The sequence below is a fragment of the Variovorax sp. AC103 genome, assembly GCF_979254005.1.
The window spans coordinates 16,326-41,396 of record NZ_CEEDFC010000017.1; the positions used below are offsets into that span (position 1 = coordinate 16,326).

Below are 25,071 nucleotides of genomic sequence, written 5' to 3' on the forward strand. Positions count from 1 at the left end.
GGGCCGTTTTCGGATGGGCTGTCTCGAGCCGGGTATCTGATCGGTCAGACCAGAACGGCCTTCTCGACCAGACGGGTCACAACCCAGTTCTTGGTCTTCGAGATCGGACGGCTTTCCGTGATCTCGATGGTGTCGCCCAGCTTGTACTGACCATTTTCGTCATGGGCGTGGTACTTGCTCGTCTTGGCCACGATCTTGCCGTAGAGCTCGTGCTTCACACGGCGCTCGACCAGCACGGTCACGGTCTTGGCACGCTTGTCGCTGACCACCTTGCCAATCAAGGTGCGCTTGAGGGATTTTTTAGGTTCCGTCATGTTCATTCCTTATTTGGCGGCGGCGGTTTCTTGCTGCTTCTGCGCAAGAATGGTCTTGGCGCGCGCGATGTCGCGGCGCGTCACGCGCAGCGTCGAGGTGTTCGACAGCTGTTGCGTGGCTTTTTGCATGCGCAGGCCGAAATGGGCCTTTTGCAGTTCCTTGACTTCGGTCTTCAGCGCGTCGACATCTTTCGTGCGCAGCGTTGCAGCCTTGGTCACCTTGGCCGGAGCCACGGTTTCTTTTTTCTTACGGGTTGCCATGGGTGTTCTCCTCTCAGGCGCCGAGCTGGCGAGCGACGAACGTCGTGCGCAGCGGAAGCTTGGCGGCCGCCAGGCGGAACGCTTCGCGGGCGAGTTCTTCGGGCACGCCGACGATCTCGAACACGATCTTGCCAGGCTGGATTTCAGCGACGTAGTACTCGGGATTGCCCTTACCGTTACCCATCCGCACTTCAGCGGGCTTGGTAGAGATGGGCTTGTCCGGGAACACGCGGATCCAGATACGGCCACCGCGCTTCACGTGACGCGAAATCGCGCGACGAGCGGCTTCGATCTGGCGTGCCGTGAGGCGGCCGCGATCGGTGCATTTGAGACCGAAATCACCGAACGCAACCGAGTTACCCGTGGTTGCGACGCCGGTGTTGCGGCCCTTTTGTTCCTTGCGGAACTTTCTGCGTGCAGGTTGCAGCATGTTTTATTACTCCGTGAGGGCCCCAGGCGCTTTCGCGCCCGGGAGCGACCGATTACTCGGTCTTGGCACCGTCCGCTGCTGCAGCGGGCGCGGCTTTGCGGACGCGCTTAACGGCGGGTTTCGAGTCACCGGCACCGCCGGTTGCTTCTGCGGGCTTGTCGCTGCCATCGGCGGGAGCGGTGTTGCCACCGATCGGGCCGCGGGCACCGGCGCGGGGGCCGGAGCTGGGACCACGACGGTCGCCACCCGGACGGTCGCCAGGGCGACCATCACGGCGGGGACCACGCGGACGACGTTCTTCTTCAGGACGCGGCGTTTCGACGGCCGGCAGGTCGTTACGACCCAGCGTGTCGCCCTTGTAGACCCAGACCTTGACGCCGATGACGCCGTAGGTGGTCTTGGCTTCCGAGGTGCCGTAGTCGATGTCGGCGCGCAGCGTGTGAAGCGGCACGCGACCTTCGCGGTACCACTCGCAACGAGCGATTTCGATACCGTTCAGGCGACCCGACGACATGATCTTGATGCCCAGGGCACCCAGACGCATGGCGTTTTGCATGGCGCGCTTCATGGCACGGCGGAACATGATCCGCTTTTCGAGCTGTTGCGTGATGCTGTCGGCGATCAGCTGTGCATCGATTTCGGGCTTGCGCACTTCTTCGATGTTCACTGCCACCGGCACGCCGAGCTGCTTGCCCAGTTCGCGCTTGAGGTTCTCGATGTCTTCACCCTTCTTGCCGATCACGACGCCCGGACGTGCCGAGTAGATCGTGATGCGTGCATTCTTGGCGGGACGTTCGATCATGACGCGCGACACCGAAGCGTTCTTCAGCTTCTTCTTCAGGTATTCGCGAACCTTGATGTCTTCGGCCAGCATGCCCGCGAAATCGCGGTCGCTTGCGTACCAGCGGCTGGACCAGTTACGGGTAACCGCAAGGCGGAACCCGGTTGGGTGGATTTTCTGTCCCATATTTCTTCCAGGCCTTCTTAGTTGCCAACCGTCACGTACACATGGCACGTGGGCTTGCTGATGCGATTGCCGCGACCCTTGGCCCGCGCGGTGAAGCGCTTGAGCGTTGCACCTTGCTCGACGTAGATGGTCTTGACCTTCAGCTCGTCGATGTCGGCACCGTCGTTGTGCTCGGCGTTGGCAATTGCCGACTCCAGCACCTTCTTGATGATCACAGCGGCCTTTTTCTGCGTGAACTGCAGAACGTTGAGCGCTTGATCGACCTTCTTGCCGCGGATCAGGTCCGCGACCAGACGGCCCTTGTCGACCGACAGGCGGACACCGCGGAGGACTGCACGTGTTTCAGACATGGTCGTTCCTTACTTCTTCTGGACTTTTTTGTCCGCGGGGTGCCCCTTGAACGTGCGCGTGAGCGCAAATTCGCCGAGCTTGTGGCCGACCATCTGGTCGGTGATGTACACGGGCACGTGTTGCTTGCCGTTGTGCACAGCGATGGTCAGACCGATGAATTCGGGCAGGACCATCGAGCGGCGCGACCAGGTCTTGATCGGCTTCTTGTCCTTGGTCGTCACGGCCTTGTCGGCCTTGGCCACCAGGTGGTGGTCGACGAAAGGACCCTTTTTGAGAGAGCGAGTCATTGGCTATCCCTTACTTCTTGCGACGCGACACGATGAAGACCTGCGTGCGCTTGTTGTTACGGGTGCGATAGCCCTTGGTCAGATTGCCCCATGGGTCGACAGGATGGCGGCCTTCGCCAGTCTTGCCTTCGCCGCCACCGTGCGGGTGGTCGACCGGGTTCATCACGACGCCGCGAACGGTCGGGCGAATGCCCTTCCAGCGCTTGGCGCCTGCCTTGCCGAGTTGGCGCAGGCTGTGCTCTTCGTTGGCCACTTCGCCGATGGTTGCGCGGCATTCGATGTGGATGCGACGCACCTCACCCGAACGCATGCGGACCTGGGCGTAGACGCCTTCGCGAGCCAGCAGCGTGGCCGACGTACCGGCGGAACGCGCGATCTGCGCGCCCTTGCCGGGTTGCAGTTCGATGCAGTGGATCGTCGAGCCGACCGGAATGTTGCGGATCGGCAGGGTGTTGCCGGCGCGGATCGGGGCTTCGGCGCCCGACAGCAGCGTTGCACCGGCTTCAAGACCGCGCGGGGCGATGATGTAGCGGCGCTCGCCGTCGGCGTAGCAGACCAGAGCGATGTGGGCGGTGCGGTTCGGGTCGTACTCGATGCGTTCGACCTTGGCCGGGATGCCGTCCTTGTTGCGCACGAAGTCGACAACGCGGTAGTGGTGCTTGGAACCACCGCCACGGTGACGGATCGTGATGTGACCGTTGTTGTTACGGCCGGCCTTCTGGAACTGGGGTTCCAGCAGGGCTGCGTGAGGAGCACCCTTGAACAGGTGATCACGCGAAATCTTCACCGCGCCGCGTTGGCCCGGCGAAGTGGGTTTCATCTTGATGACGGCCATGATTAAGCGCCTTCCCCGACGAGGTTGAGCTCTTGACCCGGCTTCAGGGTCACATAGGCCTTGCGAACGTTGTCGCGGCGGCCGATGGACTTGCCAAAGCGCTTGGTCTTGCCCTTGGTGTTGAGCACCGACACGCCCTGGACTTCGACCTTGAACATCAGTTCAACAGCGGCCTTGATCTCGGGCTTGGTGGCGTCTTGCAGCACCTTGAAAGTGACAGCGTTCGACTTCTCGCCGACCATCGTGGCCTTTTCGGACACGATCGGGGCGACCAGCACCGCCATCAGGCGGCCTTCTTCGAACGTACGTTCAGCGGCGGTAGGGTTCACGCGGCTCATGCGAACATCTCCTTGAGCTTGTCGACGGCACCCTTGGTGACCAGCACCTTCTTGTAGTGAACCAGCGACACCGGATCGGCGTAACGGGGTTCGACCACGAGGATGTTGACCAGATTGCGCGAGGCAAGGTACAGGTTTTCGTCGACTTCTTCGGCGATCACGAGCACGGACTCGAGATTCATTGCCTTGAAACGGGCTGCCAGCGGCTTCGTCTTGGGCGAATCCACGGTCAGCGAATCCACCACGGCCAGACGGCCTTCGCGAGCGAGCTGCGAGAAGATGGCGGCCATGCCGGCGCGGTACATCTTCTTGTTGATCTTTTGCGAGAAGTTTTCGTCAGGCATGTTCGGGAAGATCCGGCCACCCCCGCGCCACAGCGGCGAGGACGTCATACCGGCACGGGCGCGGCCCGTTCCCTTTTGCTTGAAAGGCTTCTTGGTCGAGTGCTTGACCTGCTCGCGGTCCTTCTGGGCGCGCGTGCCTTGGCGGGCGTTGGCCTGGAATGCAACGACGATCTGGTGGACCAGGTCTTCGTTGTAGTCGCGGCCGAACACGGTCTCGGGGGCGTCGTACTTCGACGCGGCCTGGCCTTGTTCGTTCAGGAGTTCGAGTTCCATTACTTCGCTCCTTCAGCCGCTTGCGGCTTGGCCTTGATGGCGGGACGCACGGTGACGAAGCCACCCTTCGAACCCGGAATCGCGCCCTTGATGAGCAGCAGTTGACGTGCTTCGTCGATGCGGAACACGTCGAGGTTTTGCGTCGTGCGGGTGACGTCGCCGAGGTGGCCCGTCATGCGCTTGCCGGGGAACACGCGACCGGGGTCTTGTGCCATGCCGATCGAGCCGGGAACGTTGTGCGAACGGCTGTTACCGTGCGACGCGCGTTGCGAGCTCATGTTGTGACGCTTGATCGTGCCTGCGAAACCCTTGCCGATGGAAGTGCCTTGCACGTCCACCTTCTGGCCCACGGAAAACACGCTGCTCGCAGCGATCACGCCGCCAGCCTTGTGCTGACCTGCGGTATCTGCGGTGACGCGGAATTCCTGGATGATTTCGCCAGCTTCGACACCTGCCTTGGCAAGGTGGCCGGCTTGGGGCTTGGTCACGCGCGATGCTTTGCGCGACCCGAACGTCACCTGCAGGGCGACGTAGCCATCGGTCTCTTGGGACTTGATCTGGGTCACACGGTTGTTGGACACATCCACCACCGTGACAGGAACTGCGTCCCCGTCATCGGTGAAGAGACGCATCATCCCCACCTTGCGGCCCAGCAACCCGAGGGAGTTGCTCAGACTCATATGTTTTCTCCAAAAATGGAAATCCTCTTCCGCCACTGCCACTTCAATTGGCAACAGCGTTTGCCAGATTTCTCCGGCTACGGAAGAAGGTTGATAAATCTCCGCCTACACAACATCCTTGCGGACGCAACAAGGGCAGAGCCAGCGATTATAGACCGCGATGGGGGCGCGGTGCAAGTACCGCCATGGCGCCTGTTTGGCAAGCGCGAAGACCCCGTTTCAGGGCTATCTGGCGGGCTCTTTGGGCTCTTTTGGCTCTTTGGCGGGCAGCGAGATGATCTTTTCACCGTCCGCCGACGACTTCATGTCGCCTGTTGACTTGGTCGCCAGGGTGCCAGAACCGGTCTGCACGGGAATCGCCACGATGCTCATGGCCCCGTTCTGCGTCACGAAGACGTTCAGGTAGGCGAGGCCTTCGCGGCTGCTCGTCACCGTTGCGGTGGCATTCGTGCGCTGGCCGGCCGGCAGCACCAGCCTGCTGTTCGTCGCCAGCGCGAGGCCGGCATCGGTGGTCAGTTGCACCGTGGCTCCGGCCGGATCGGTCACGCCGTCGAACTGCAGGTAGACCGAAACCGGCCGGCCGGCCTGGGCCACGCCCTCGACCCGGTACTGGATCGCCACGCCCGAATCATTCGCTTTGCGCACCGCGACTGTCATGGGCGCATGAGAAGCCGATGCCACACGCTTGCCCACGCGCGGCGCCGGCACGCCGTCCGCAAGAGCGGACGCGGGCGCGACCGCGAGCGTCAGCCACGCCGCCGCGACGATCATCGAGCTGGGACGGAGATTCATGGCGGCCCCCATTGCTATTGGATGGTCACGCCGAAACAGGTGTTCGCGGCGGAGTTGTTGAGGTCGTTGATCACCAGGACATAGGCACCCGCCGACAGGTTGACCGAGCCAGGATTGCGGCTGACCACGCCCCCTTGGTAGATCGCCGCATTGGCACTGGCTCCCGCTGGCGGCGTGATCCCGAACTGGTACGTGCGACTGGTCGGCGCAGAGAAAGTCAGGTAGGCAAAACTGCCCAGCTTGTTGCCGTCGCGCCTCGGATCCGCGGCGTTCGTCACGCAAGCCTGGGTGCTCGCGCCACCGATGGCAGCCGGCTTGTACATCGGCACCGCGATCGACACGCCGCCGTTGTTGCCTTCCTGGTCGCCATAGGCATCGTTGGCAGCCGCGCTGATGTTCTGCCCCGTCAGCAAGGAGGCGAGCACCGACGCGCTGCCGGGTGACGCCACGTTGAAGACCGCGGTGAAAGGATGGATCGACGTGACCGGTACACCGCCGCGGAACAGGGCGCTGGTCATCGTGTCGTGGATCGGCTTGAACCCGACCTGCTGGTTGAGGTTCCAGAAGATCGACTGGATCGAGGTCTCACGGAACCAGCCCGGATTGGAGGGCGGCCCCTTCGAAAGATCGAGATTCGTCCCCTGCGATTGGCCGGGGCCACCCGAATCGACATAGTTGCTCCGCCCGAGCGCGATGCCCGACCAGGCGTTGCCCCAGCCTTCGGAGAAGGCAAGCCGCCGATCGACCAGGTCGCTTGTGGCGTGCTCGCCGCCGGTCGAATCGTCGCGACTGAAGGAGGCCTGGTAGTAGTGCCCCCACTCGTGGGCGACCACGGGCGTATCGAATTCGTCGGTGTCCACGTTTTCCTTGCCGAGCACATAGATCTCGGCGCCCGAACTCCGGGCGATGAAGAACGTGGTGCCGATTTGCCCCAGCGCAACGCTGCCGGACGCATTCGTGTTGTTGACGCTCCAGAACACTTTCAGCGCAGGAAACGCCGTCGCGGGCGCCACCGACACCACCTTCTGCATCGCGGTGTAGACCGTGTCCATCACCGCGAACGGCGCGGACACGCGCTCGCTCGTGTAGCTCGAGCCGCCCCAACCGCTGCCGGCGCGCACGTCGCGGGTCAACGCCGCGGTTCCCGTCGAGAACGCAGACGACTGCATGGAATAGATCGCGTTGGAGCGGGTGTTGTCGCGCACCGTGACATCCCAACTCGCGCCGGGCCCCGGACGCGTCAGTTGGGCACGCACGCGTACGACGACGCTCGTGTTGCCGGGAACACTCACGGCGTAGCCTCCGCTATCGTCCGTCGAGGTCACGACCAGCTGGTTGCCGCTGGCGTCGAGCACTTCGACATAGGCGCCACGCACCGGCTTGGCAGTGATGTTGGCGTACTGAAGGGCGCCGCTTTCGTTGGGCACCGACTCGTAGGTTGCCGTTCCGCTCAAATTGACAGGGCTGGTCGACGGCGCCACGACGACGGGCAGGAAGGGAATCCCGCCGCCGCCTCCGCCGCCGCCCCCTCCACACGCAGCCAGCAAGACCGTGGCCGCAAAGCACGCCACGATTCCCGACACAAAAGAGAACTTTTGCCTCATAGCTTGTGCGGCCCTCATTTCAGCCCCGGCAAATGCATTGAAGAATACCGGTGCGCGAGGATGCCACAGCCACATGACAAAAGACAAAGCCCGCCTGCATTTCTGCAGGCGGGCTTTTGTCAGAACACGACGCGAGGTCGGATTACTGCAGCTTGATCTCGACGTCCACGCCGGCCGGCAGGTCGAGCTTCATCAGCGCGTCCACGGTCTTGTCGGTCGGGTCGACGATGTCCATCAGGCGCTGGTGCGTGCGAATTTCCAGCTGGTCGCGCGACGTCTTGTTGACGTGCGGCGAACGCAGGATGTCGAAACGCTTCATGCGGGTCGGCAGGGGCACCGGGCCCTTGACGATCGCGCCGGTGCGCTTGGCGGTGTCCACGATTTCAGCGGCCGATTGGTCGATCAGCTTGTAGTCGAACGCCTTCAGGCGAATGCGGATTTTTTGCTTGGTTGCCATGATGATTCCTTTGCGTTCGGCTTAGATGTCGAGGATCTTGGCCACAACGCCCGAACCCACGGTACGGCCGCCTTCACGGATGGCGAAGCGCAGGCCTTCTTCCATCGCGATCGGATTGATCAGCTTCACGGTGATGCTGACGTTGTCGCCAGGCATGACCATTTCCTTGTCCTTGGGCAGCTCGATCGCACCGGTCACGTCCGTCGTACGGAAGTAGAACTGCGGGCGATAGTTGTTGAAGAACGGCGTGTGACGGCCGCCTTCGTCCTTCGACAGCACATACACCTCGGCGGTGAAGTGCGTGTGCGGCTTGATCGAACCCGGCTTGCACAGCACTTGGCCGCGCTCGACGTCTTCGCGCTTGGTGCCGCGCAGCAGCACGCCCACGTTGTCGCCAGCTTGACCCTGGTCCAGCAGCTTGCGGAACATTTCCACGCCGGTGCAGGTGGTCTTGACCGTCGGGCGGATGCCCACGATTTCGATTTCTTCACCAACCTTGATCACGCCACGCTCCACGGCGCCGGTCACCACGGTGCCGCGACCCGAGATCGAGAACACGTCTTCGACGGGCATCAGGAAGGCACCGTCCACGGCGCGCTCGGGCGTCGGGATGTAGGTGTCCAGCGCATCGGCCAGCTTCATGATGGCTTCTTCGCCCAGCTTGCCCTTGTCGCCTTCGAGGGCGAGCTTGGCCGAGCCGTGGATGATGGGGGTGTCGTCGCCAGGGAACTCGTACTTGTCGAGCAGCTCGCGCACTTCCATTTCAACGAGTTCGAGCAGCTCGGCGTCGTCGACCATGTCGCACTTGTTCAGGAAAACGATGATGTAGCCCACACCCACCTGGCGTGCCAGCAGGATGTGCTCACGCGTCTGGGGCATCGGGCCGTCAGCGGCCGAGCACACCAGGATGGCGCCGTCCATCTGAGCGGCGCCCGTGATCATGTTCTTCACATAGTCGGCGTGACCGGGGCAGTCGACGTGTGCGTAGTGGCGGTTGGCCGTTTCGTACTCGACGTGCGCGGTGTTGATCGTGATGCCGCGGGCCTTTTCTTCAGGCGCTGCGTCGATCTGGTCGTAGGCCTTGGCTTCGCCGCCGAACTTGGCCGACAGCACCGTCGCGATCGCAGCCGTCAGCGTGGTCTTGCCGTGGTCGACGTGACCGATCGTGCCCACGTTCACGTGGGGCTTGGTGCGGGTGAATTTACCTTTTGCCATTTTTCAATCCTTGAAAGAGCACTGCCCGTGATGGGTTTAATGTCTGCATCGCGTTGCTGGTTCCTTCGCCACGGGCAGCGGAGGGCACACGATCGCAGACAAGAAGGGCCGCGCACTGCGCGGCCCCGCATTCTTGAAAACTTACTTGGCGCGAGCAGCCACGATGGCTTCGGCAACGTTACGGGGAGCTTCGGCGTAGTGCTTGAACTCCATCGTGTACGTTGCGCGGCCTTGCGACATCGAGCGCAGGGTGGTCGAGTAGCCGAACATTTCCGACAGCGGCACTTCGGCCTTGATGGACTTGCCGCCACCGATCATGTCGTCCATGCCTTGCACCATGCCGCGACGCGAGGACAGGTCGCCCATCACGTTGCCGGCGTAGTCTTCAGGCGTTTCGACTTCCACGGCCATCATCGGCTCCAGGATCACGGGGCTGGCCTTGCGGGCGCCTTCCTTGAAACCGAAGATCGCGGCCATCTTGAACGCCATTTCGTTCGAGTCCACGTCGTGGTACGAGCCGAAGTGCAGCGTGACCTTGACGTCCACGACGGGGTAGCCCGCCAGCACGCCTTGCGTCAGTGCTTCCACAACGCCCTTTTCCACCGCGGGGATGTATTCGCGAGGAACCACACCGCCCTTGATGGCGTCGACGAACTCGAAGCCCTTGCCCGCTTCTTGCGGCTCGAGCTTCAGGATGACGTGGCCGTACTGGCCCTTGCCGCCCGACTGGCGAACGAACTTGCCTTCGGCGTCTTCGACGGTCTTGCGGATCGTTTCGCGGTAGGCCACTTGCGGCTTGCCCACGTTGGCTTCCACGCCGAATTCGCGCTTCATGCGGTCCACGATGATTTCAAGGTGGAGCTCGCCCATGCCGGCGATGATGGTCTGGCCCGATTCTTCGTCGGTCTTCACGCGGAACGAAGGATCTTCCTGAGCCAGGCGTTGCAGGGCGATGCCCATCTTTTCCTGGTCGGCCTTGGTCTTCGGCTCGACGGCCTGCGAGATCACCGATTCCGGGAACACCATGCGCTCGAGCGTCACGATGGCCGACGGATCGCACAGGGTTTCGCCCGTGGTCACTTCCTTCAGGCCCACGCAGGCGGCGATGTCGCCGGCGCGGATTTCGTTGACTTCTTCGCGGTTGTTCGCGTGCATCTGCACGATACGGCCGATACGCTCTTTCTTGCCGCGCACCGGGTTGTAGACGCTGTCGCCCTTGGTCAGCACGCCGGAGTAGACGCGCACGAACGTCAACTGGCCCACGAACGGGTCGGTCATCAGCTTGAATGCCAGGGCCGAGAACTTCTCGCTGTCGTCAGCCTTGCGGATCACGGGCGCTTCGTCTTCGTCCAGGCCATTGACCGGAGGAATGTCGGTCGGAGCGGGCATGTATTCGACGACGGCGTCGAGCATGGCCTGCACGCCCTTGTTCTTGAAGGCCGAGCCGCACAGCATCGGCTGGATTTCACCGGCGATGGTGCGCTGGCGAATGGCCGCCTTGATTTCTTCCTCGGTCAGTTCGTTGCCTTCGAGGTACTTGTTCATCAGCTCTTCGCTGGCTTCGGCAGCCGCTTCGACGAGCTTTTCGCGGTATTCGTTGCAGACGTCGGTCAGGTTGGCGGGGATCTCGCCGTACTGGAAGGTCACGCCCTTGTCTTCGTCCCAGATGATCGCCTTCATCTTCACGAGGTCGACGATGCCCTGGAAATGCTCTTCGGCACCGATCGGGATCTGGATCACGACGGGGTTGGCCTTCAGGCGGTCCACCATCATCTGGCGCACGCGCAGGAAGTCGGCGCCGGTACGGTCCATCTTGTTGACGAACGCGAGACGGGGCACCTTGTACTTGTTGGCCTGGCGCCAGACGGTTTCCGACTGGGGCTGCACGCCGCCGACGGCGTCGTACACCATGACAGCACCGTCCAGCACGCGCATCGAGCGCTCGACTTCAATGGTGAAGTCCACGTGGCCGGGGGTGTCGATGATGTTGATGCGGTGTTCGTCGAACTTGCCAGCCATGCCCTTCCAGAAGCAGGTGGTGGCAGCGGACGTGATCGTGATGCCGCGCTCTTGCTCTTGCTCCATCCAGTCCATCGTGGCGGCGCCGTCGTGCACTTCACCGATCTTGTGGTTCACACCGGTGTAGAACAGGATACGTTCGGTCGTCGTGGTCTTGCCGGCGTCGATGTGCGCGGAGATGCCGATGTTGCGGTAGCGCTCGATGGGGGTCTTGCGGGACATGATTTACTTTCGGGTTGAAATGCGTTGAGCGCTGGGCCCCGAGCACGGGCACAACGCCCGACACCCGACACCCAACGCCCAAGCGAAGTTTGATTTTTAGAAGCGGAAGTGGCTGAACGCCCGATTGGCTTCTGCCATGCGGTGCACTTCGTCGCGCTTCTTCATGGCACCGCCACGGCCTTCCGTGGCTTCCATCAGTTCGTTGGCCAAACGCAGGGCCATCGACTTTTCACCGCGCTTGCGGGCAGCTTCCTTGATCCAGCGCATCGACAGGGCGAGGCGACGCACAGGACGCACTTCGACCGGCACTTGATAGTTCGCACCGCCCACGCGGCGCGACTTCACTTCGACCATCGGCTTCACGTTGTTGATGGCAACGGTGAAAGCTTCGAGAGGGTCCTTGTCCGGATTCTTCTTTTCGATGAACTCGAGGGCACCGTAGATGATGCGCTCGGCAACAGCCTTCTTGCCGCCTTCCATGATCACGTTCATGAACTTCGACAGCTCGACATTGCCGTACTTGGGATCCGGCAGGATTTCACGTTTGGGGACTTCGCGACGACGTGGCATTTTTTAACCTCTTTGCTTCAGTTGGCACCGTTTCCGGTACCGCGAGAGCCAGTCAGGACTCTCACTTACTCGACCCGACATTGGGTCACTTCGTTCGATGTGCCAGCCAAGGCAACCGAACACCGCTTGTTTTTCGACAGAAAGGCTTAAGCCTTCTTGGGACGCTTCGCGCCGTACTTGGAACGCGACTGCTTGCGGTCTTTCACGCCTTGCAAGTCGAGCGAACCGCGCACGATGTGGTAACGCACACCGGGCAAGTCCTTGACACGACCGCCGCGAACCAGCACGACGCTGTGTTCCTGCAGGTTGTGGCCTTCGCCGCCGATGTAGGAGATGACTTCGAAGCCATTGGTCAGACGGACCTTGGCAACTTTACGAAGCGCCGAGTTGGGCTTCTTTGGCGTCGTGGTGTAGACGCGGGTGCAGACACCGCGACGTTGCGGCGAGTTCTGCATGGCAGGGCTCTTCGAATTGATCTTTTCGACCGTTCGACCCTGACGCACCAGTTGATTGATGGTTGGCATGAATGAATAAGTCCCAAAACGCCCCGGCCCTGGTGGTGAAACCGCCCCTGTCGTGACGCAGGGAAGCCGGGAGATGACGAAAACGTGAAACCCTTCGGAAAATTCCGAAAAGCCCACGAGTATAGCAAACAAGCCTGAAACAGCAAAGCCCGCGCGACGCTAGTGCGCCGAAGGCCCCGGGACCGCCCGCAGGCTTACTTGATCCAGAGACGCACGGCGTCCCACGCACGGCCGAGAATCCCGGCCTGCTCCACCGCTTCCAGGGCCACCAGCGGCACGTCGGCCACCGGCTGGTCGTCCAGGGTGACCTTGAGCGAGCCGACCGACTGGTACTTGGTGAAGGGCGCCACCAGCGGATCGGGGCGCGACACCTGCGTCTTGATCTTGCTGGCGCTGCCGGCAGGCACGGCGACCACGATGGCTTCGGGGCGGCCCAGCTTCAGCGTGTCGGCCGCGCCCTTCCAGACCGCCGGAGTGGCGACCGGTTGGCCCGCGTCGAACAGGCGAACGGCGTCGTAGGCGGTGTAACCCCAGTTCAGCAGCTTCTGCGACTCGTTGGCCCGCGCCGTCTCGCCCGCAGCACCCAGCACGATCGACAGCAGGCGCCGCCCGCCCGTCAGGTTGGGGAAGTCGCGCCTGGCGGTGGCGATCATGCAGTAGCCGGCGGCTTCCGTATGGCCGGTCTTCAGCCCGTCGACGGTCGGGTCGCGGAACAGCAGCAGGTTGCGGTTGGTGTCATTGGTCGACGGCGTGCCCGGGTAGCGGTACTTCTTGATCGCGTAGTACTTGGCTTCTTCGGGGAAGTCACGGACCAGCCGGGTCGCCAGGATGCTCAGGTCGCGGGCCGTGGTCGTGTGGCCCGGTGCCGTCAGGCCTTCAGGGTTCTTGTAGCTGGTGTTTTTCATGCCCAGGGCCTTGGCCTGGGCATTCATCAGCTCGACGAAGTGCTCCACCGTGCCGCCCACGCCTTCGGCCAGCACCACCGTGGCGTCGTTGCCCGACTGCACGATCAGCCCCTTGATCAGGTCCTCCACCGGCACCTGCATCTTGGGGTCGATGAACATGCGCGAGCCGGGCATCTTCCAGGCGCGCGGGCTGACCGGAAGCGTCTGCGTCAGCGTGATCTTCTTGGCCCGCAGCGCGTCGAAAACGATGTACGCCGACATCAGCTTGGTCAAGGAAGCCGGCTCGACGGGGCTGTCGATGTCCTTCTGCGCCAGGATCTGGTTCGCGGTCACGTCCATCAGCAGGTAGCTGCGCGCGGCGATCTCGGGCGGTGCCGGCACTTGGGCTGCGGCGATCAGGCTGACGGATGCGAAGGCGGCAAAGACCAGCGCACGGAGCGCGCCAACAAAACGATTCATGGAAGTTGGAAAGACGAAAACAAGCCTGCGAGGCTTTCAGACAATGCCGGCGCGCAGATGGCGGGCAACGAGACTTTTGAGCAGCGGCAATTGTCCGTGAAAGAAGTGGCCGCCCCCGGGGATGACTGTGACAGGAAGTGACTGCGGGCGCGCCCAGTCCATCACGGCGGACAGCGCCACCGTGTCGTCCGCCTCGCCGTGGACCACCAGCGCGCGCTCGTGCGCTTCGGGCGGCAGCGCGGGCACGGTGTTGCGCGCCGCGGCCGTACCGACCAGCACGATCTGCCGCAGGTCGCGCTCGCTCCAGAGCTGCTGGACCGCACCGCTCGCAACGAAGGCGCCAAACGAGAAACCGGCAATCGCCAACGGACCTTCGGGGGCCAGTTGACCCACGACATCCAGCATGTCTTCGAGCTCGCCGCGCCCTTCGTCGTGCACGCCCTCGCTGGCGCCCACGCCACGGAAATTGAAACGCACCGTGGTCCACCCGCACGCGACGAAGGCACGCGCCAGGGTCTGCACGACCTTGTTGTCCATGGTTCCGCCGAACAGCGGATGCGGATGGGCGATCACGGCAATGCCGCGCGCGGCTTCGGCAGGCTGGTCGCGCTGGACCTCGATCGCGCCGGCGGCGCCCTGGAGGCTGAGTTTTTCGGTCTGGGAGTTCATTGGCACAAGGTACGCGCGGTACGAGCGGGGGCGTATCGGAAAAGTTCAGCGGCCGACATCGGCCGACAGCACCAGGCGCTCGACGACCTTGCCGTTCTTCAGGTGCGACTCGACGATCTCGTCGATGTCTTCTCCGTCGACAAAGGTGTACCAGACGGCCTCGGGATACACCACCGCCACCGGCCCGCCCGCGCAGCGGTCGAGGCAGCCGGCCTTGTTGACGCGCACCTTGCCGGGCCCGGACAGGCCCTCGGCCTTGACCTTCGCCTTGCAGCGGTCGAAGCCTTCCTGCGCGTTGTGCAGGGCGCAGGAGTCTTCGCCGTTCTTGCGCTCGTTGAGGCAGAAGAAGATGTGGCGGCCGTAGTAGCCGGACGGTGTGGCGGGGGTGGGGCTGGACATCGACCGATTTTAGTGACCGGTCCTCCACGCCGGCCGTGTCCTGACCCCCGCGCCCCTCGCTCTCATGCCGTCGTGCCGCCGTCCGGCCGGCTCCGGCGCGACAGTGCCGCCATCACGTACGCCAGCACCGCGAACGGCCACACCCACCCCAGCCACTGCGCCAGCCCGTGGAAGCGAATGAAGCGCCCCTGCTCCCACGTGGCCAGCGTCTGTGCGAAGTACGCGCTCTCAGGCGCCTGGTTCAACAGGCTCAGTTGCAACACGAGCCCCACCAGCAGCAAGGCCGCGCAAAGGCGGCGCGGCGCGAACAGCAGCACCACGCCGGCAAACAGCGCGGCGGCCATGCCGACCTGCACCGGCAGGTCGAGCCATGCCCAGGCATGGTCGGGCCCGTAGCTCAGCGCCGCGGACAACGCGGATGCCGCAAGGCCGCTCAGCAGGATCAACGGCAGCAGAACCGCGCGCTGCACCACCGAGCGCGCCACCAGGTAGCCCAGCAGGCACGGCACCAGCGCCCCCAGCAGCACGCACAACAGCTCGACCGCGGGCACAAGCGGCTCCAGTTCGAACTGGCGCATGGGCAGCCAGTCGATGAAGGGCGTGTCGAGCAGCCACTCGGAGATGGCCACCTCGAGCCGCTCGAACACCTGCCCCAACCCGAAAGTGACGGCCGCCGGAAACAGCAGCGCGAACGGCCAGAGCGCCAGCAGCACCAAGCCGCCGCGCGCATCCTCGACGAACCACTGCGAGCGCGCCCGGCTCCAGTGCGCGACCGCGCCCATCCGCTCGAGCCCCGCCGCCAGCACCGCGCCCAGAACGGCGCCCGTGGTGTTCAGTCCCAGGTCCACATTGGAAGGAATGCGCGCCGGCAGGTAGCTCTGCAGGGTTTCCATGGCAAAGGCGATGGCCGCCCCCGCCGCGGTGGCACGCAGCAACGCACGCCACACGCCGGCGCCCGGGCGCGTGCGCAGCACCACCAGCGCGCACAGGAACCCGAAGGGCACGTAGCCCGCGACGTTGATCGCGAAGTCGAAGCCCGTCCAGTACTTGGGCCAGGGCGCCGACAGGTAGGCCCAGGGGGCGATCCCCTGGTCTCGCCAGTCGGCGAAGGGGTACAGGCTGGCGTAGACGATCAGCGCCGCATAGGCGAGCGCAAGGGGAAGCGCAGCGGACTTGTGCGGTCTCTCCACCGTGCGCACCGGGCTCAGAACGGCTTCACGACCACCAGAATCACGATCAGCAGCAGCAACACCACCGGCAGCTCGTTGAACCAGCGGTACCAGCGGTCGCTGCGCCGGTTCTGTCCCGCCACGAAGCGGCGCAGCAGCACGCCGCAGCCATGGTGGTAGCCGATGGCCACCAGCACCAGCGCCAGCTTGGCGTGCATCCATGCATTGCCCGGCCCGCGGCCGATGCCGTAGCCCAACCAGAGCCACAGGCCGAACCCGATCGCGGGAACCGCCAGCATCGTGGTGAACCGCATGAGCTTGCGCGCCATCAGCAGCAGCCGCTCGCGCTCGGCCACCGACTCGGGCGGCACCATGGCAAGGTTGACGAAGATTCGGGGCAGGTAGAACAGCCCCGCGAACCAGCTGGCGATGAAGACGATGTGAAGTGATTTGACCCAGAGCATGCGGGCCAGTTTAGTGGCGCACCTCGCACCACCCCCCGGTTTCGCCCACGCGCGCCCGGACGACAGGCAAAAAAAAGCCCGACGTCTGCACGTCGGGCTGGGAAGCCCTTTTGCTGTCACACATCAAGGCACCCGCTCAGGGAGGAAAAGCGGGGAGCGGCAAGCCGCCCGCTTCAGAATTTAACAAAGACGAAACAAGGTTTCAAGCGAATGAGGCATTTTCTTTAACATTTCAAACAAAAAAATGAGAACCTTGGTTCTATGGTTTTCCGTGGTTGTCGGACAACTGGACGCTTGGCGCAAAGTGCCCCGGAATGTGGCTTCAGGCACAATTTTGGGCTTATGACGTCTTCCACTTCTCCCCTGGCCATGTTTCCCGCCGGTCGGCCGCGTCGCTTGCGCCGCGACGCATTCACCCGCAACCTGGTGCGAGAGCATGCGCTCACTGCTCATGACCTGATCTATCCGGTGTTCGTGCAGGAAGGCGAGAAGCGACGCGATGCCGTCGCTTCCATGCCCGGGGTCGATCGCCTGAGCCTCGACCTGCTTCTGCCGGTGGCCGAGCAGTGTGTGAAAGCCGGCATTCCGGTGATGGCGCTGTTTCCCGTGATCGACGCCGGCCTGAAGACCCCCAACGGCGACGAAGCCTTCAACCCCGACGGGCTGATTCCCCGCGTGGTGGCGGCCCTGAAGGCGCGCTTTCCCGAACTGGGCGTGATGACCGACGTTGCGCTCGACCCCTACACCAGCCACGGCCAGGACGGCCTGCTCGACGACACCGGCTACATCCTCAACGAGCCGACCATCGAGGTGCTGGTGAAGCAGGCGCTCGCCCAATCGCAGGCCGGCGTGGACATCGTGGCGCCCAGCGACATGATGGACGGGCGCATCGGCGCCATCCGCACCGCGCTCGAAGCCCGCGGCGACATCCACACGCGAATCATGGCCTACAGCGCCAAGTACGCCAGCGCCTTCTACGGCCCCTTCCGCGACGCCGTCGGCTCGGCCTCCATGCTGGGCAAGGCCGACAAGAAGGTCTACCAGATGGACCCCGGCAACAGCGACGAGGCCCTGCGCGAAGTGGCGCTCGACATTGCCGAAGGCGCCGACATGGTGATGGTGAAGCCCGGCATGCCCTACCTGGACATCGTGCGCCGCGTGAAGGACGAGTTCCATGTGCCGACCTTCGCCTACCAGGTGAGCGGCGAGTACGCCATGCTCAAGGCCGCCGCGCAGAACGGCTGGCTCGACCACGACGCCGTGGTGCTCGAAAGCCTGCTGGCCTTCAAGCGCGCCGGCGCCGACGGCGTGCTGACCTATTTCGCGCTCGACGCCGCCCGGCTGCTGCAGAAGTAGCAGCGCGCTGGCACCGGCATGCGCGTCTTCGAAATCAACCGCTCGCAGGTCAGCGAGCACCAAGCGCTGGCACCGCTGGGCGTGCCGGGCGCGTGCGGCGCCGGCGGCTATCTCTGGATCTCGCTCACCCGCGAGGAATTCCGCGGCTCGCTGGCGGACGTGCAGCAGATCCTGCAGACCCTGTGCCTGACACAGCTGGTCGACCTGCACGTGGCCGACCTGCTCAACGACCAATTGCCGTCGCACTACGACTACACCTCGCTGTACGACGTGCTGGTGTTTCGGCGACTGGCGAACGGGCAAGGGCAAGACCTGAACCAGGCGGCAGCGGGCAACGGCAGCGAGACTCGCCCAGGGCCGCCCCCACCCCGCAGCGGCCCGCCGGTGCTGCGCCGCGTGGACACCCGCCCGGTCGGCTTCGCCGTGTTCGACCGGGTGCTGCTCTCCGTGCATCCTGAAGACGGCGCGGTGCGCGACAGCTTCGCCGCGCGGCTGCTGGCCGCCGGCTCGCCCGACGGCCGCGGCGCCCCGGCGCTGGACGCGCGCGCCACCTCGGCCCGCCTGCCGGCCAGCCCGTCGGACCTGATGCTGCGCGTCATCAACCAGATCGTCGACGGCTACCTCGACCTGCGGCGCGAGCTCACCAGGCAGCTCGACCACTGGCAGACCGAACTGATCGACCCGCGCAGCCGCTTCACCAACTGGGGTGCGCTGATGGAGGCGCGCCAGTCGCTGCACCACCTCGACGAGATCTGCGAGGACCAGCGCGCCGCCATGCAGGACTGGATCGACTCGCTCGAGACGCTGCCGCCGCCCAAGGGCGAAGCGGAGCAGCGCGAGCGCGAGCTCATCCTGATCCGCAGCCGCGACGTGCTCGAGCACATCGAGCGCGTGGTGCACCATGTGCACCGGCTGGAGCAGAACGCGGAAACGGCGGTGCAGATGCACTTCAGCGTGCAGGGCCACCGCGCCAACGACATCATGCGGGTGCTCACGGTGCTCACCGCCGTGTTCCTGCCGCTCAACCTGATTGCGGGCATCTTCGGCATGAACTTCGAGTTCATCCCGCTGGTGCACAAGGCCGACGGCTTCTGGATCGCGATGACGTCGATGCTGGTCATCGCGGTGCTGCTGGTCCTGATCTTCTGGCGCAAGCGCTACCTGGCGCGCACGCGCTGAGCGCACGCCGACCGGCCACCCAAAAGAAAGAGGGCCACGCTTTCGCGTGGCCCTCTTTTGATTTCAGCGAAGCCCCGAAGGGCCTGCTTCAATTACTTGGCGGTTGCGCCCGTGCCTTGCTGGGCTTGAACGCGTGCGTCCATCGGATGCTGCATGGTCGAGATGACCTTGCTGTTCACGCGCGAACCCGAGCTCACGTTCTGGTCCGGTGCGTAGGCGGTGCGAACGGCTTCGGCTTCGACCAGCGAGCGGTCCTTCGACACGGCGACCGTTTCCGGGCCGCGCGAACCGCGGGTCACGTTCTGGTTCGGAGCCGATGCGGCGCGCACGGCTTCTGCGTTCACGTCGTCACGGCTCTTGGTCGAGACGGCGGTGTTCACGCCTTGGTACGTTTCAGCTTGGGCGCCGGTAGCGGCAAGCAGGGTCAGGGCGGCAGCGGCGATGATTTGCGAGGTCTTCATTGTCAGTTCTCCTAGTGTGTTCGGATGGTTCGTCCACCAGGCTTGCTGGTTCGCTTGCCTGTGCGGCGAGTTTCCGGGCGAACGGGCACACCAGAACACGCCGTTCAGAGACACCGTGTTTCCTCTATTGAAACAATCGCGTCATGAAGGCATGCAAGCAACAAAAAGCCGGGCCCGGTTCGCACCGGCCCGGCCTGTCGAAGAGAGTTTGGGGTCAGGGCCGTGCGGCCTTGAACTGCGGCGGCACTTCGCTGTTGACGAAGGCGCGGCGGTCCAGGTTCTGATTCGGCGCGTGGGCGGCGGCCACCGCCTCGGCGCGGATCGACGCACGGTCACGCGAGCTTGGCCGCGACGTCAACGGCGCCGCGACGACATCGCCATAGACATTGCCACCGCGGGCCGCGGCATCGGCACCCGCCAGGACATCGGCCCTGCCGGTCACGGCCGCCAGCGGCTGCACCGGGGCAAAGCCCTGGGCCCGCGCGCCGGAGGCGGCGAGCAACGACAGGACAGCAGCGGCAAGGAGTTTCGAGGTTTTCATTTCAGTTCTTTCCAACGACCCAACCTGGCTGGCGTCGTCGTCGGCGTGTAACCGAAGTGTCGCCCGAACCGGTCGGTAAAAACGCGGGAGAATCGAACCATCGCGTTCTCCAAACGGAAACAATGGGCTCATTCACATGGACAGTCTCGACCTGATCAGAACCTTCCGGGAAGTCGCCTCGCACGGCAGCTTTTCCCAGGCAGCCAAGAGGCTCGACATGTCGAAGGCCACCGTCAGCAAGTATGTGGCCGAGCTGGAAACCCGCTTCGGCGTGCGCCTTCTCAACCGCTCCACGCGCTCCGTGAGCCTCACCGACGCCGGCCAGCTTTTGCTGGAGCGCAGCACCCCGATGCTCGAGATGATCGAGCTCACCCAGTCCGAGCTGCAGGACCGCGCCAGCCAGCCCGGCGGGCGGCTGCGCATCTCGGCCCCGCACGGCATGGGCAGCGGCGAGTTCCCGAACCTGCTGGCCGACTTCATGCGCTACTACCCCGACGTGACGATCAGCCTGCAGCTGACCAACCGCACCGTCGACCTGGCCGAGGAAGGCATCGACGTCGAACTGCGCAGCGGCCCCGTGGAAGACGCCAACCTCATCGTGCGCAAGCTGCGCCTCATGAACATGGTGGTGTGCGCCTCGCCGGTCTACTGGAAAAAGCACGGCAAGCCCGAGCATCCGCGCGACCTGGCCACCCACGAGGCGCTGACTTTCTCGCTGCTGGGCCAGCAGCCGGTCTGGCGCTTCGACGACAACGGCACGCCGCTCGACGTGCCGGTGAAAAGCCGCATGGACTGCACCGAGGGCGCGCCGCTGATCCGCGTGGCCATGCACGGCTTCGGCGTGATCTACCTGCCGTCGATCCTGGTGCAAACGCACCTGGACCACGGCGAACTGGTGCCGGTGCTGCAGGACTATGCGCGCAAGGACATGTGGCTGTCGGCCGCCTACCTGCAGCGGCGCCACAACAGCGCCGCGCTGCGCGCCCTGCTCGACTTCCTGCAGACCCGCGTGGGCCCGGGCAGCACGCCGCGCAAACCGAGCCACGCATGAAAAAACCCGGCAGCGCCGGGTTTTTTCATGGCGCCGCCGGGATCAGCCGACGTACTTGGCGAAGAACGCCAGCGTGCGCTCGCGCGCCAGCTTGGCCGCGTCGGCGTCGTAGGAGCCGCGCTGGTCGCAGTTGAAGCCGTGGCCGACCGGGTACACGTGCACTTCCACTTCGGGATGCGCCTTCTTGAAACTCTCGATGGTGTCCAGCGGAATCCAGTGGTCCTGGTTGCCGAAGTGCGCCAGCACCGGCACCTTCGGCTCGCGCGCCGTTTCTTCCGGCGAGGTCATGCCGCCGCCGTAGTACGGCGCAGCCGCCGCCAGGCCCGGCAGCAGTGCGGCAGAGCGCCACACCAGCAGGCCGCCCCAGCAGTAACCCACGATGCCGACCTTGCCGGCCTTCGATGCATAGGCGATCGACGCCTCGATGTCCTGCAGCACACCGGGCGCGGGCAGCGCCTCGACCGCGGTCTTCAGGCCGAAGCCGTTCTTCATGTCGTCGTCCGAGTAACCCAGCTCCACGCCGGCCTTCACGCGGTGGAAGGTCGCGGGTGCCACGGCCAGGTAGCCCTCGGCCGCATAGCCGTCGGCCACCGAACGGATGTGCGAGTTCACGCCGAAGATTTCCTGCACCACGACCACCGCGCCGCGCGGCTTGCCCGCAGGCTCGGCCACGTAGGCGGGGAAGGTGAAACCGTCCTTGGCGGTGAGATCGATGAATTGACCCATGTCGTCTTGCTCCTTGATGGCGAATCAATGAATGAATGCCGGGGTTGCTGAATTAAGGACGCAGGGCCCGCTCGACGAAGTCGAGCCGGTCCTGCCCCCAGAAGATTTCGCCGTCGATCACATAGCTCGGCGCGCCGAACACCTGGATGTCGATGGCCTCCTGCGTATAGGCCTCGTAGCGCTCCTGCACCGCCTGGCTCTGCGACTGCTCCGCGCGCTTGGCCGGCAGGCCGCATTCCGCGACCAGCGCGTCGAGCACGTTCGGGTCGCCGATGTTGCGCTCCTGCACCCACACGGCCGCGAACACCGCGGCGCACATGCGCAGCGCCGCCTCGGTGCCGTCGTGCAGGTCGACCGCGATGATGGCGCGTGCCGCGTCGTCACCCGCCACCGGGAAGAACTTGGGCCTGGGATTCAAAGGCAGGCCGAGATGGCGCGAAAAGCGCACCAGGTCGACCAGCCGGTAGGCCTGGCGCTGCGGCGCGCGCTTGCCCAGCGGCAGCCCGCCCGACACCGGGAACACGCTGCCCAGGTCGATCGGCCGCACGCGCACCGTGGCGCCGGCGGCCGCGGCAATCGCCGCGAAGCGGGAATGTCCCAGATAGGTCCACGGGCTCTGTGGCGCAAAGTAGTAGTCAACCGTCTTGCCGATGCTCATGCCTGTGTCCCCGATGATGTAATCCAGCCGACGGTTTTAACTGACACGCAGTTTCTCTGCAGGAGGTAGGTTTTGGACCAGGTGCTCTTGATCACGGGCGGCGGGCGCGGCATCGGTGCCGCCACCGCCTTGCTCGCCGCGAAGCGCGGCTACGCGGTGGCCGTCAACTACGCCAGCAACTCGCTGGCCGCCGACGAGGTGGTGCGCACCATACGGACGGGCGGCGGCACCGCCATGGCGGTGCAGGCCGACGTGGGCGACGAGGCGCAGGTGCTCGCCATGTTCGAGAAGATCGACGCCAAGTTCGGCCGCCTCACCGCGCTGGTCAACAACGCCGGCGTGGTCGACGTGCAGGCGCGCGTCGACGAGATGAGCGTGGCCCGGCTGGAGCGCATGTTCCGCATCAACGTGATCGGCAGCTTCGTCTGCGCGCGCGAAGCCGTGCGCCGCATGAGCACGAAGCACGGCGGCGCGGGCGGCGCCATCGTCAACATCTCCAGCGGCGCGGCTCGGCTGGGCTCGCCCGGCCAGTACGTGGACTACGCCGCCAGCAAGGCGGCCATCGACACCTTCACCATCGGCCTGGCCAAGGAAGTGGCCGACGAGGGCATCCGGGTGAACGCGGTGCGCCCGGGCCTCATCGACACCGAGATCCATGCCTCCGGCGGCATGCCCGACCGCGCCTTCGAGCTGGCGCCCAGCGTGCCCATGAAGCGCACCGGCACCGCCGACGAGATCGCGGGTGCCATCCTGTGGCTGCTGTCCGCCGAGGCGAGCTACACCACCATGGCCCTGCTCGACGTCACCGGCGGACGGTAGTCGCATGAGCACCTCGATGGACCTCATCAAGCCGCTGGTCACGCTGGTGGCCATCGTCAACCCGCTGGCCATCGTGCCGTTCTTCATCCACTACACGCAGGGCTACAGCGACGCGCAGCGCCGCCACACGGTGCGCATGTCGGCCTTCAGCGCGTTCGTGGTCATCGCGGTGAGCGCGCTGCTCGGGCTGCAGCTGCTGTCGTTCTTCGGCATTTCCATCGCGAGCTTCCAGGTCGGCGGCGGCCTGCTGCTGCTCATGAGCTCGCTGTCGATGCTCAACGCCAAGCCGGCCGAGAGCAAGACCAACGTGGAGGAAATGCGCGCCACCGAGGTCAAGGCCTCGATGGGCGCCTCCATCGCGGTGGTGCCGCTCACCATTCCGCTGCTCACCGGCCCGGCCACCATCTCCACCGTGGTCATCTATGCCGAAAAGACGCAGCACCTCTGGGAGCTGGCCGTGCTGGTGGGCTATGGCGTGGTGGTGGCGCTGGCCACGGCGCTGGCCTTCTCGCTCGCGCAACCCATCGCGCGCGTGCTCGGCAAGACGGGCATCAACATCATGACGCGGCTCATGGGCCTGATCCTGGCCGCGCTCGCGGTCGAGGTGATGGCCGACGGGCTCGGCAAGCTGTTTCCGATCCTGACGAAAGTGGCCTGAGATCAACCGGCGCCGCGTCGGCGGCGCGGCTTCGCGGCGGCAACGCCGTGCCCCTGTGCGTTCGCGCGCAACGAGAAATCGCAGGTCTCGGTGGCCAGCGCGACCATGCGCTCCAGCGCCGGGCTGAAATTGTCGTTGCGGTAGACGGCGCTGTAGACCATGGGTGGCGGCATCGGGTCGCTGCGCACGATGCGCAGCAGCCCGGCCTCGATGTCCGGGCGCGCATAGTCCAGCGCGAGCTGGCTGATGCCGAAGCCGCTGATCGTCAGCTCGCGCAGCACCGTCGTGCTGTTGGTCGCGAAGACCTTGTTGAAGCGAAAGCCGTGTTCGGCCAGCCAGGGTTCGTAGAACTTGTTCTTGGCGGCACCGGTCGACTGCTCCAGGATCGGGTACAGCGCGAACTCGTGCGGCTTGAGCGCGCGCCGGGGCAGCTTCAGGCTCGGGCTGGCCATCCACAGGTCCTGCACCTGCCCCACCCTGGTGGTGGTGTACGCATGGCCCCAGAACGTGCCCGGCATGACCGCCAGGTCGATCTTGTTCGACTCCAGGCCCTGAAACAGGGTCAGCCCGGCATCGATCACCGGCTCCAGCACGAGTTCGGGGTGCAGTTCCTGCAGCCGCTTGATGAAGCGCGTGAGCCATGTCATGGCGATCAGTTCGGTCACGCCGATGCGGAAGGTGCCGCGCAGCGTCTGGTCGGCGCTGACCTCGGTCTCGATGCGCTGCCACAGGCGCTGCGAGTCCTCGGCCAGCGGCAGCAGCTGGCGCCCGGCCTGCGTGATCTCCAGCCCGCGCGGCGTGCGGTGCAGCAAGGACACGCCCAGCGTGTCCTCCAGCTCGGCCACGCGCTTGGAGATGGCCGACTGGGTGGTGTGCAGCTTCTGCGCGGCGGCACTGAAGCTCTGGAGCCGCGCGCTGAAGCAAAAAGCCTCCAGCTGCTTGAAGGTCAGGTTCATTCCGAATCAATGTAACGCAGGCCGCGTGCCCAGGAAAAAAAGGAATGGCATCGCCTGCCAATTTCTCGTTTGGCGCCTGAAAAGTGCCGCCGGATACTGCGCCCCACTCCTGCGCCAC

32 protein-coding genes are annotated in these 25,071 nt (G+C 64.6%); 5 read left to right on the plus strand and 27 right to left on the minus strand.

What is annotated here, in order from left to right; all coding sequences use genetic code 11:
* Positions 1-44: 44 nt before the first annotated feature.
* From rpsQ to AC0IYU_RS23005, 22 genes are all read right to left on the minus strand, one after another.
* Entirely contained in the window at positions 45-314 is a 270-nt protein-coding gene (gene rpsQ / locus AC0IYU_RS22900; protein WP_435437674.1) for a 30S ribosomal protein S17, read from the minus strand.
* A gap of 9 nt (positions 315-323) precedes the next feature.
* Positions 324-533 carry a 50S ribosomal protein L29 gene (rpmC, locus tag AC0IYU_RS22905; protein ID WP_435437713.1) on the minus strand — a complete coding sequence of 70 codons (210 nt, stop codon included), beginning with the start codon at positions 531-533 and terminating at the stop codon, positions 324-326.
* A 55-nt stretch (positions 534-588) separates the two neighbouring features.
* Positions 589-1,005 (minus strand): 50S ribosomal protein L16, encoded by a 417-nt coding sequence (gene rplP, locus AC0IYU_RS22910; protein ID WP_093136308.1) that lies wholly within the window; start codon positions 1,003-1,005, stop codon positions 589-591.
* A gap of 52 nt (positions 1,006-1,057) precedes the next feature.
* Positions 1,058-1,972, minus strand: coding sequence for a 30S ribosomal protein S3 (gene rpsC / locus AC0IYU_RS22915; protein ID WP_435437673.1), 915 nt, complete (start codon positions 1,970-1,972; stop codon positions 1,058-1,060).
* 17 nt (positions 1,973-1,989) lie between these two features.
* The gene (rplV, locus tag AC0IYU_RS22920) at positions 1,990-2,322 is read right to left on the minus strand and encodes a 50S ribosomal protein L22 (RefSeq protein ID WP_007838134.1); all 333 of its coding nucleotides are present in this window, start codon (positions 2,320-2,322) and stop codon (positions 1,990-1,992) included.
* Positions 2,323-2,331: 9 nt separating this feature from the next.
* Positions 2,332-2,610: a 30S ribosomal protein S19 gene (gene rpsS / locus AC0IYU_RS22925; protein ID WP_007838132.1), complete on the minus strand. Its 279-nt coding sequence runs from the start codon at positions 2,608-2,610 to the stop codon at positions 2,332-2,334.
* 10 nt (positions 2,611-2,620) lie between these two features.
* Positions 2,621-3,445, minus strand: coding sequence for a 50S ribosomal protein L2 (gene rplB, locus AC0IYU_RS22930; protein ID WP_093057772.1), 825 nt, complete (start codon positions 3,443-3,445; stop codon positions 2,621-2,623).
* Between the two features lie 2 nt (positions 3,446-3,447).
* Positions 3,448-3,783 (minus strand): 50S ribosomal protein L23, encoded by a 336-nt coding sequence (gene rplW / locus AC0IYU_RS22935; RefSeq protein ID WP_007838129.1) that lies wholly within the window; start codon positions 3,781-3,783, stop codon positions 3,448-3,450.
* A complete protein-coding gene (gene rplD / locus AC0IYU_RS22940) occupies positions 3,780-4,400 on the minus strand; it encodes a 50S ribosomal protein L4 (RefSeq protein WP_093218836.1) in 621 nt (206 codons plus the stop codon). Before rplD ends, rplW begins: the two co-directional genes overlap by 4 nt.
* Positions 4,400-5,080: a 50S ribosomal protein L3 gene (rplC, locus tag AC0IYU_RS22945; RefSeq protein ID WP_116913568.1), complete on the minus strand. Its 681-nt coding sequence runs from the start codon at positions 5,078-5,080 to the stop codon at positions 4,400-4,402. The genes rplD and rplC overlap by 1 nt, the downstream gene beginning before the upstream one ends.
* A 225-nt stretch (positions 5,081-5,305) precedes the next feature.
* On the minus strand, positions 5,306-5,872 hold the full coding sequence (locus AC0IYU_RS22950; protein ID WP_472121410.1) for a hypothetical protein: 567 nt from the start codon (positions 5,870-5,872) through the stop codon (positions 5,306-5,308).
* A gap of 14 nt (positions 5,873-5,886) precedes the next feature.
* Positions 5,887-7,476 (minus strand): hypothetical protein, encoded by a 1,590-nt coding sequence (locus AC0IYU_RS22955; RefSeq protein WP_472121413.1) that lies wholly within the window; start codon positions 7,474-7,476, stop codon positions 5,887-5,889.
* Positions 7,477-7,618: 142 nt separating this feature from the next.
* A complete protein-coding gene (gene rpsJ / locus AC0IYU_RS22960; RefSeq protein WP_007838118.1) occupies positions 7,619-7,933 on the minus strand; it encodes a 30S ribosomal protein S10 in 315 nt (104 codons plus the stop codon).
* Between the two features lie 21 nt (positions 7,934-7,954).
* Positions 7,955-9,148: an elongation factor Tu gene (gene tuf / locus AC0IYU_RS22965; RefSeq protein ID WP_472120489.1), complete on the minus strand. Its 1,194-nt coding sequence runs from the start codon at positions 9,146-9,148 to the stop codon at positions 7,955-7,957.
* 141 nt (positions 9,149-9,289) lie between these two features.
* Positions 9,290-11,389, minus strand: coding sequence for an elongation factor G (gene fusA / locus AC0IYU_RS22970; protein WP_435437669.1), 2,100 nt, complete (start codon positions 11,387-11,389; stop codon positions 9,290-9,292).
* Between the two features lie 96 nt (positions 11,390-11,485).
* Positions 11,486-11,959 carry a 30S ribosomal protein S7 gene (gene rpsG / locus AC0IYU_RS22975; protein ID WP_101491328.1) on the minus strand — a complete coding sequence of 158 codons (474 nt, stop codon included), beginning with the start codon at positions 11,957-11,959 and terminating at the stop codon, positions 11,486-11,488.
* Positions 11,960-12,105: 146 nt separating this feature from the next.
* Complete coding sequence (rpsL, locus tag AC0IYU_RS22980) at positions 12,106-12,483, minus strand: 30S ribosomal protein S12 (protein ID WP_013543948.1); 378 nt, start codon at positions 12,481-12,483, stop codon at positions 12,106-12,108.
* 194 nt (positions 12,484-12,677) lie between these two features.
* On the minus strand, positions 12,678-13,847 hold the full coding sequence (locus AC0IYU_RS22985) for a D-alanyl-D-alanine carboxypeptidase family protein (RefSeq protein WP_472121416.1): 1,170 nt from the start codon (positions 13,845-13,847) through the stop codon (positions 12,678-12,680).
* Positions 13,848-13,883: 36 nt separating this feature from the next.
* Positions 13,884-14,516: an alpha/beta hydrolase gene (locus AC0IYU_RS22990; protein ID WP_472121419.1), complete on the minus strand. Its 633-nt coding sequence runs from the start codon at positions 14,514-14,516 to the stop codon at positions 13,884-13,886.
* 45 nt (positions 14,517-14,561) lie between these two features.
* Complete coding sequence (locus tag AC0IYU_RS22995; protein ID WP_472121422.1) at positions 14,562-14,915, minus strand: (2Fe-2S) ferredoxin domain-containing protein; 354 nt, start codon at positions 14,913-14,915, stop codon at positions 14,562-14,564.
* 62 nt (positions 14,916-14,977) lie between these two features.
* Positions 14,978-16,105: a VanZ family protein gene (locus AC0IYU_RS23000; RefSeq protein ID WP_472121425.1), complete on the minus strand. Its 1,128-nt coding sequence runs from the start codon at positions 16,103-16,105 to the stop codon at positions 14,978-14,980.
* A gap of 14 nt (positions 16,106-16,119) precedes the next feature.
* Positions 16,120-16,548 (minus strand): CopD family protein, encoded by a 429-nt coding sequence (locus AC0IYU_RS23005; RefSeq protein ID WP_435437664.1) that lies wholly within the window; start codon positions 16,546-16,548, stop codon positions 16,120-16,122.
* Positions 16,549-16,917: 369 nt separating this feature from the next.
* Here AC0IYU_RS23005 and hemB point away from each other — a divergent pair, with 369 nt between their 5' ends.
* Both hemB and AC0IYU_RS23015 read left to right on the plus strand, forming a co-directional pair.
* Positions 16,918-17,904, plus strand: a complete 987-nt coding sequence (hemB, locus tag AC0IYU_RS23010) for a porphobilinogen synthase (RefSeq protein WP_472121428.1) — start codon at positions 16,918-16,920, stop codon at positions 17,902-17,904.
* A gap of 18 nt (positions 17,905-17,922) precedes the next feature.
* Complete coding sequence (locus AC0IYU_RS23015) at positions 17,923-19,083, plus strand: magnesium transporter CorA family protein (protein WP_472121431.1); 1,161 nt, start codon at positions 17,923-17,925, stop codon at positions 19,081-19,083.
* Between the two features lie 92 nt (positions 19,084-19,175).
* Here AC0IYU_RS23015 and AC0IYU_RS23020 read toward each other — a convergent pair whose 3' ends face one another.
* Both AC0IYU_RS23020 and AC0IYU_RS23025 read right to left on the minus strand, forming a co-directional pair.
* Complete coding sequence (locus AC0IYU_RS23020) at positions 19,176-19,544, minus strand: DUF4148 domain-containing protein (protein WP_472121434.1); 369 nt, start codon at positions 19,542-19,544, stop codon at positions 19,176-19,178.
* A 214-nt stretch (positions 19,545-19,758) separates the two neighbouring features.
* Positions 19,759-20,085 carry an alpha/beta hydrolase gene (locus tag AC0IYU_RS23025; RefSeq protein WP_472121437.1) on the minus strand — a complete coding sequence of 109 codons (327 nt, stop codon included), beginning with the start codon at positions 20,083-20,085 and terminating at the stop codon, positions 19,759-19,761.
* 136 nt (positions 20,086-20,221) lie between these two features.
* Here AC0IYU_RS23025 and AC0IYU_RS23030 point away from each other — a divergent pair, with 136 nt between their 5' ends.
* On the plus strand, positions 20,222-21,136 hold the full coding sequence (locus AC0IYU_RS23030) for a LysR family transcriptional regulator (RefSeq protein ID WP_435445377.1): 915 nt from the start codon (positions 20,222-20,224) through the stop codon (positions 21,134-21,136).
* A gap of 42 nt (positions 21,137-21,178) precedes the next feature.
* On the opposite strand, the gene AC0IYU_RS23035 is transcribed toward AC0IYU_RS23030, so the two are convergent.
* Both AC0IYU_RS23035 and AC0IYU_RS23040 read right to left on the minus strand, forming a co-directional pair.
* On the minus strand, positions 21,179-21,862 hold the full coding sequence (locus AC0IYU_RS23035) for a dienelactone hydrolase family protein (RefSeq protein WP_472121439.1): 684 nt from the start codon (positions 21,860-21,862) through the stop codon (positions 21,179-21,181).
* Positions 21,863-21,914: 52 nt separating this feature from the next.
* Entirely contained in the window at positions 21,915-22,520 is a 606-nt protein-coding gene (locus tag AC0IYU_RS23040) for a DsbA family protein (RefSeq protein ID WP_472121442.1), read from the minus strand.
* Positions 22,521-22,592: 72 nt separating this feature from the next.
* On the opposite strand from AC0IYU_RS23040, the gene AC0IYU_RS23045 reads away from it, so the two are divergent.
* Both AC0IYU_RS23045 and AC0IYU_RS23050 read left to right on the plus strand, forming a co-directional pair.
* Positions 22,593-23,339, plus strand: coding sequence for an SDR family oxidoreductase (locus AC0IYU_RS23045; RefSeq protein ID WP_435488087.1), 747 nt, complete (start codon positions 22,593-22,595; stop codon positions 23,337-23,339).
* Positions 23,340-23,343: 4 nt separating this feature from the next.
* A complete protein-coding gene (locus AC0IYU_RS23050) occupies positions 23,344-23,997 on the plus strand; it encodes a MarC family protein (protein WP_435488086.1) in 654 nt (217 codons plus the stop codon).
* A 2-nt stretch (positions 23,998-23,999) separates the two neighbouring features.
* Here AC0IYU_RS23050 and AC0IYU_RS23055 read toward each other — a convergent pair whose 3' ends face one another.
* Positions 24,000-24,953 (minus strand): LysR family transcriptional regulator, encoded by a 954-nt coding sequence (locus AC0IYU_RS23055; protein WP_472121444.1) that lies wholly within the window; start codon positions 24,951-24,953, stop codon positions 24,000-24,002.
* Positions 24,954-25,071: the final 118 nt, after the last annotated feature.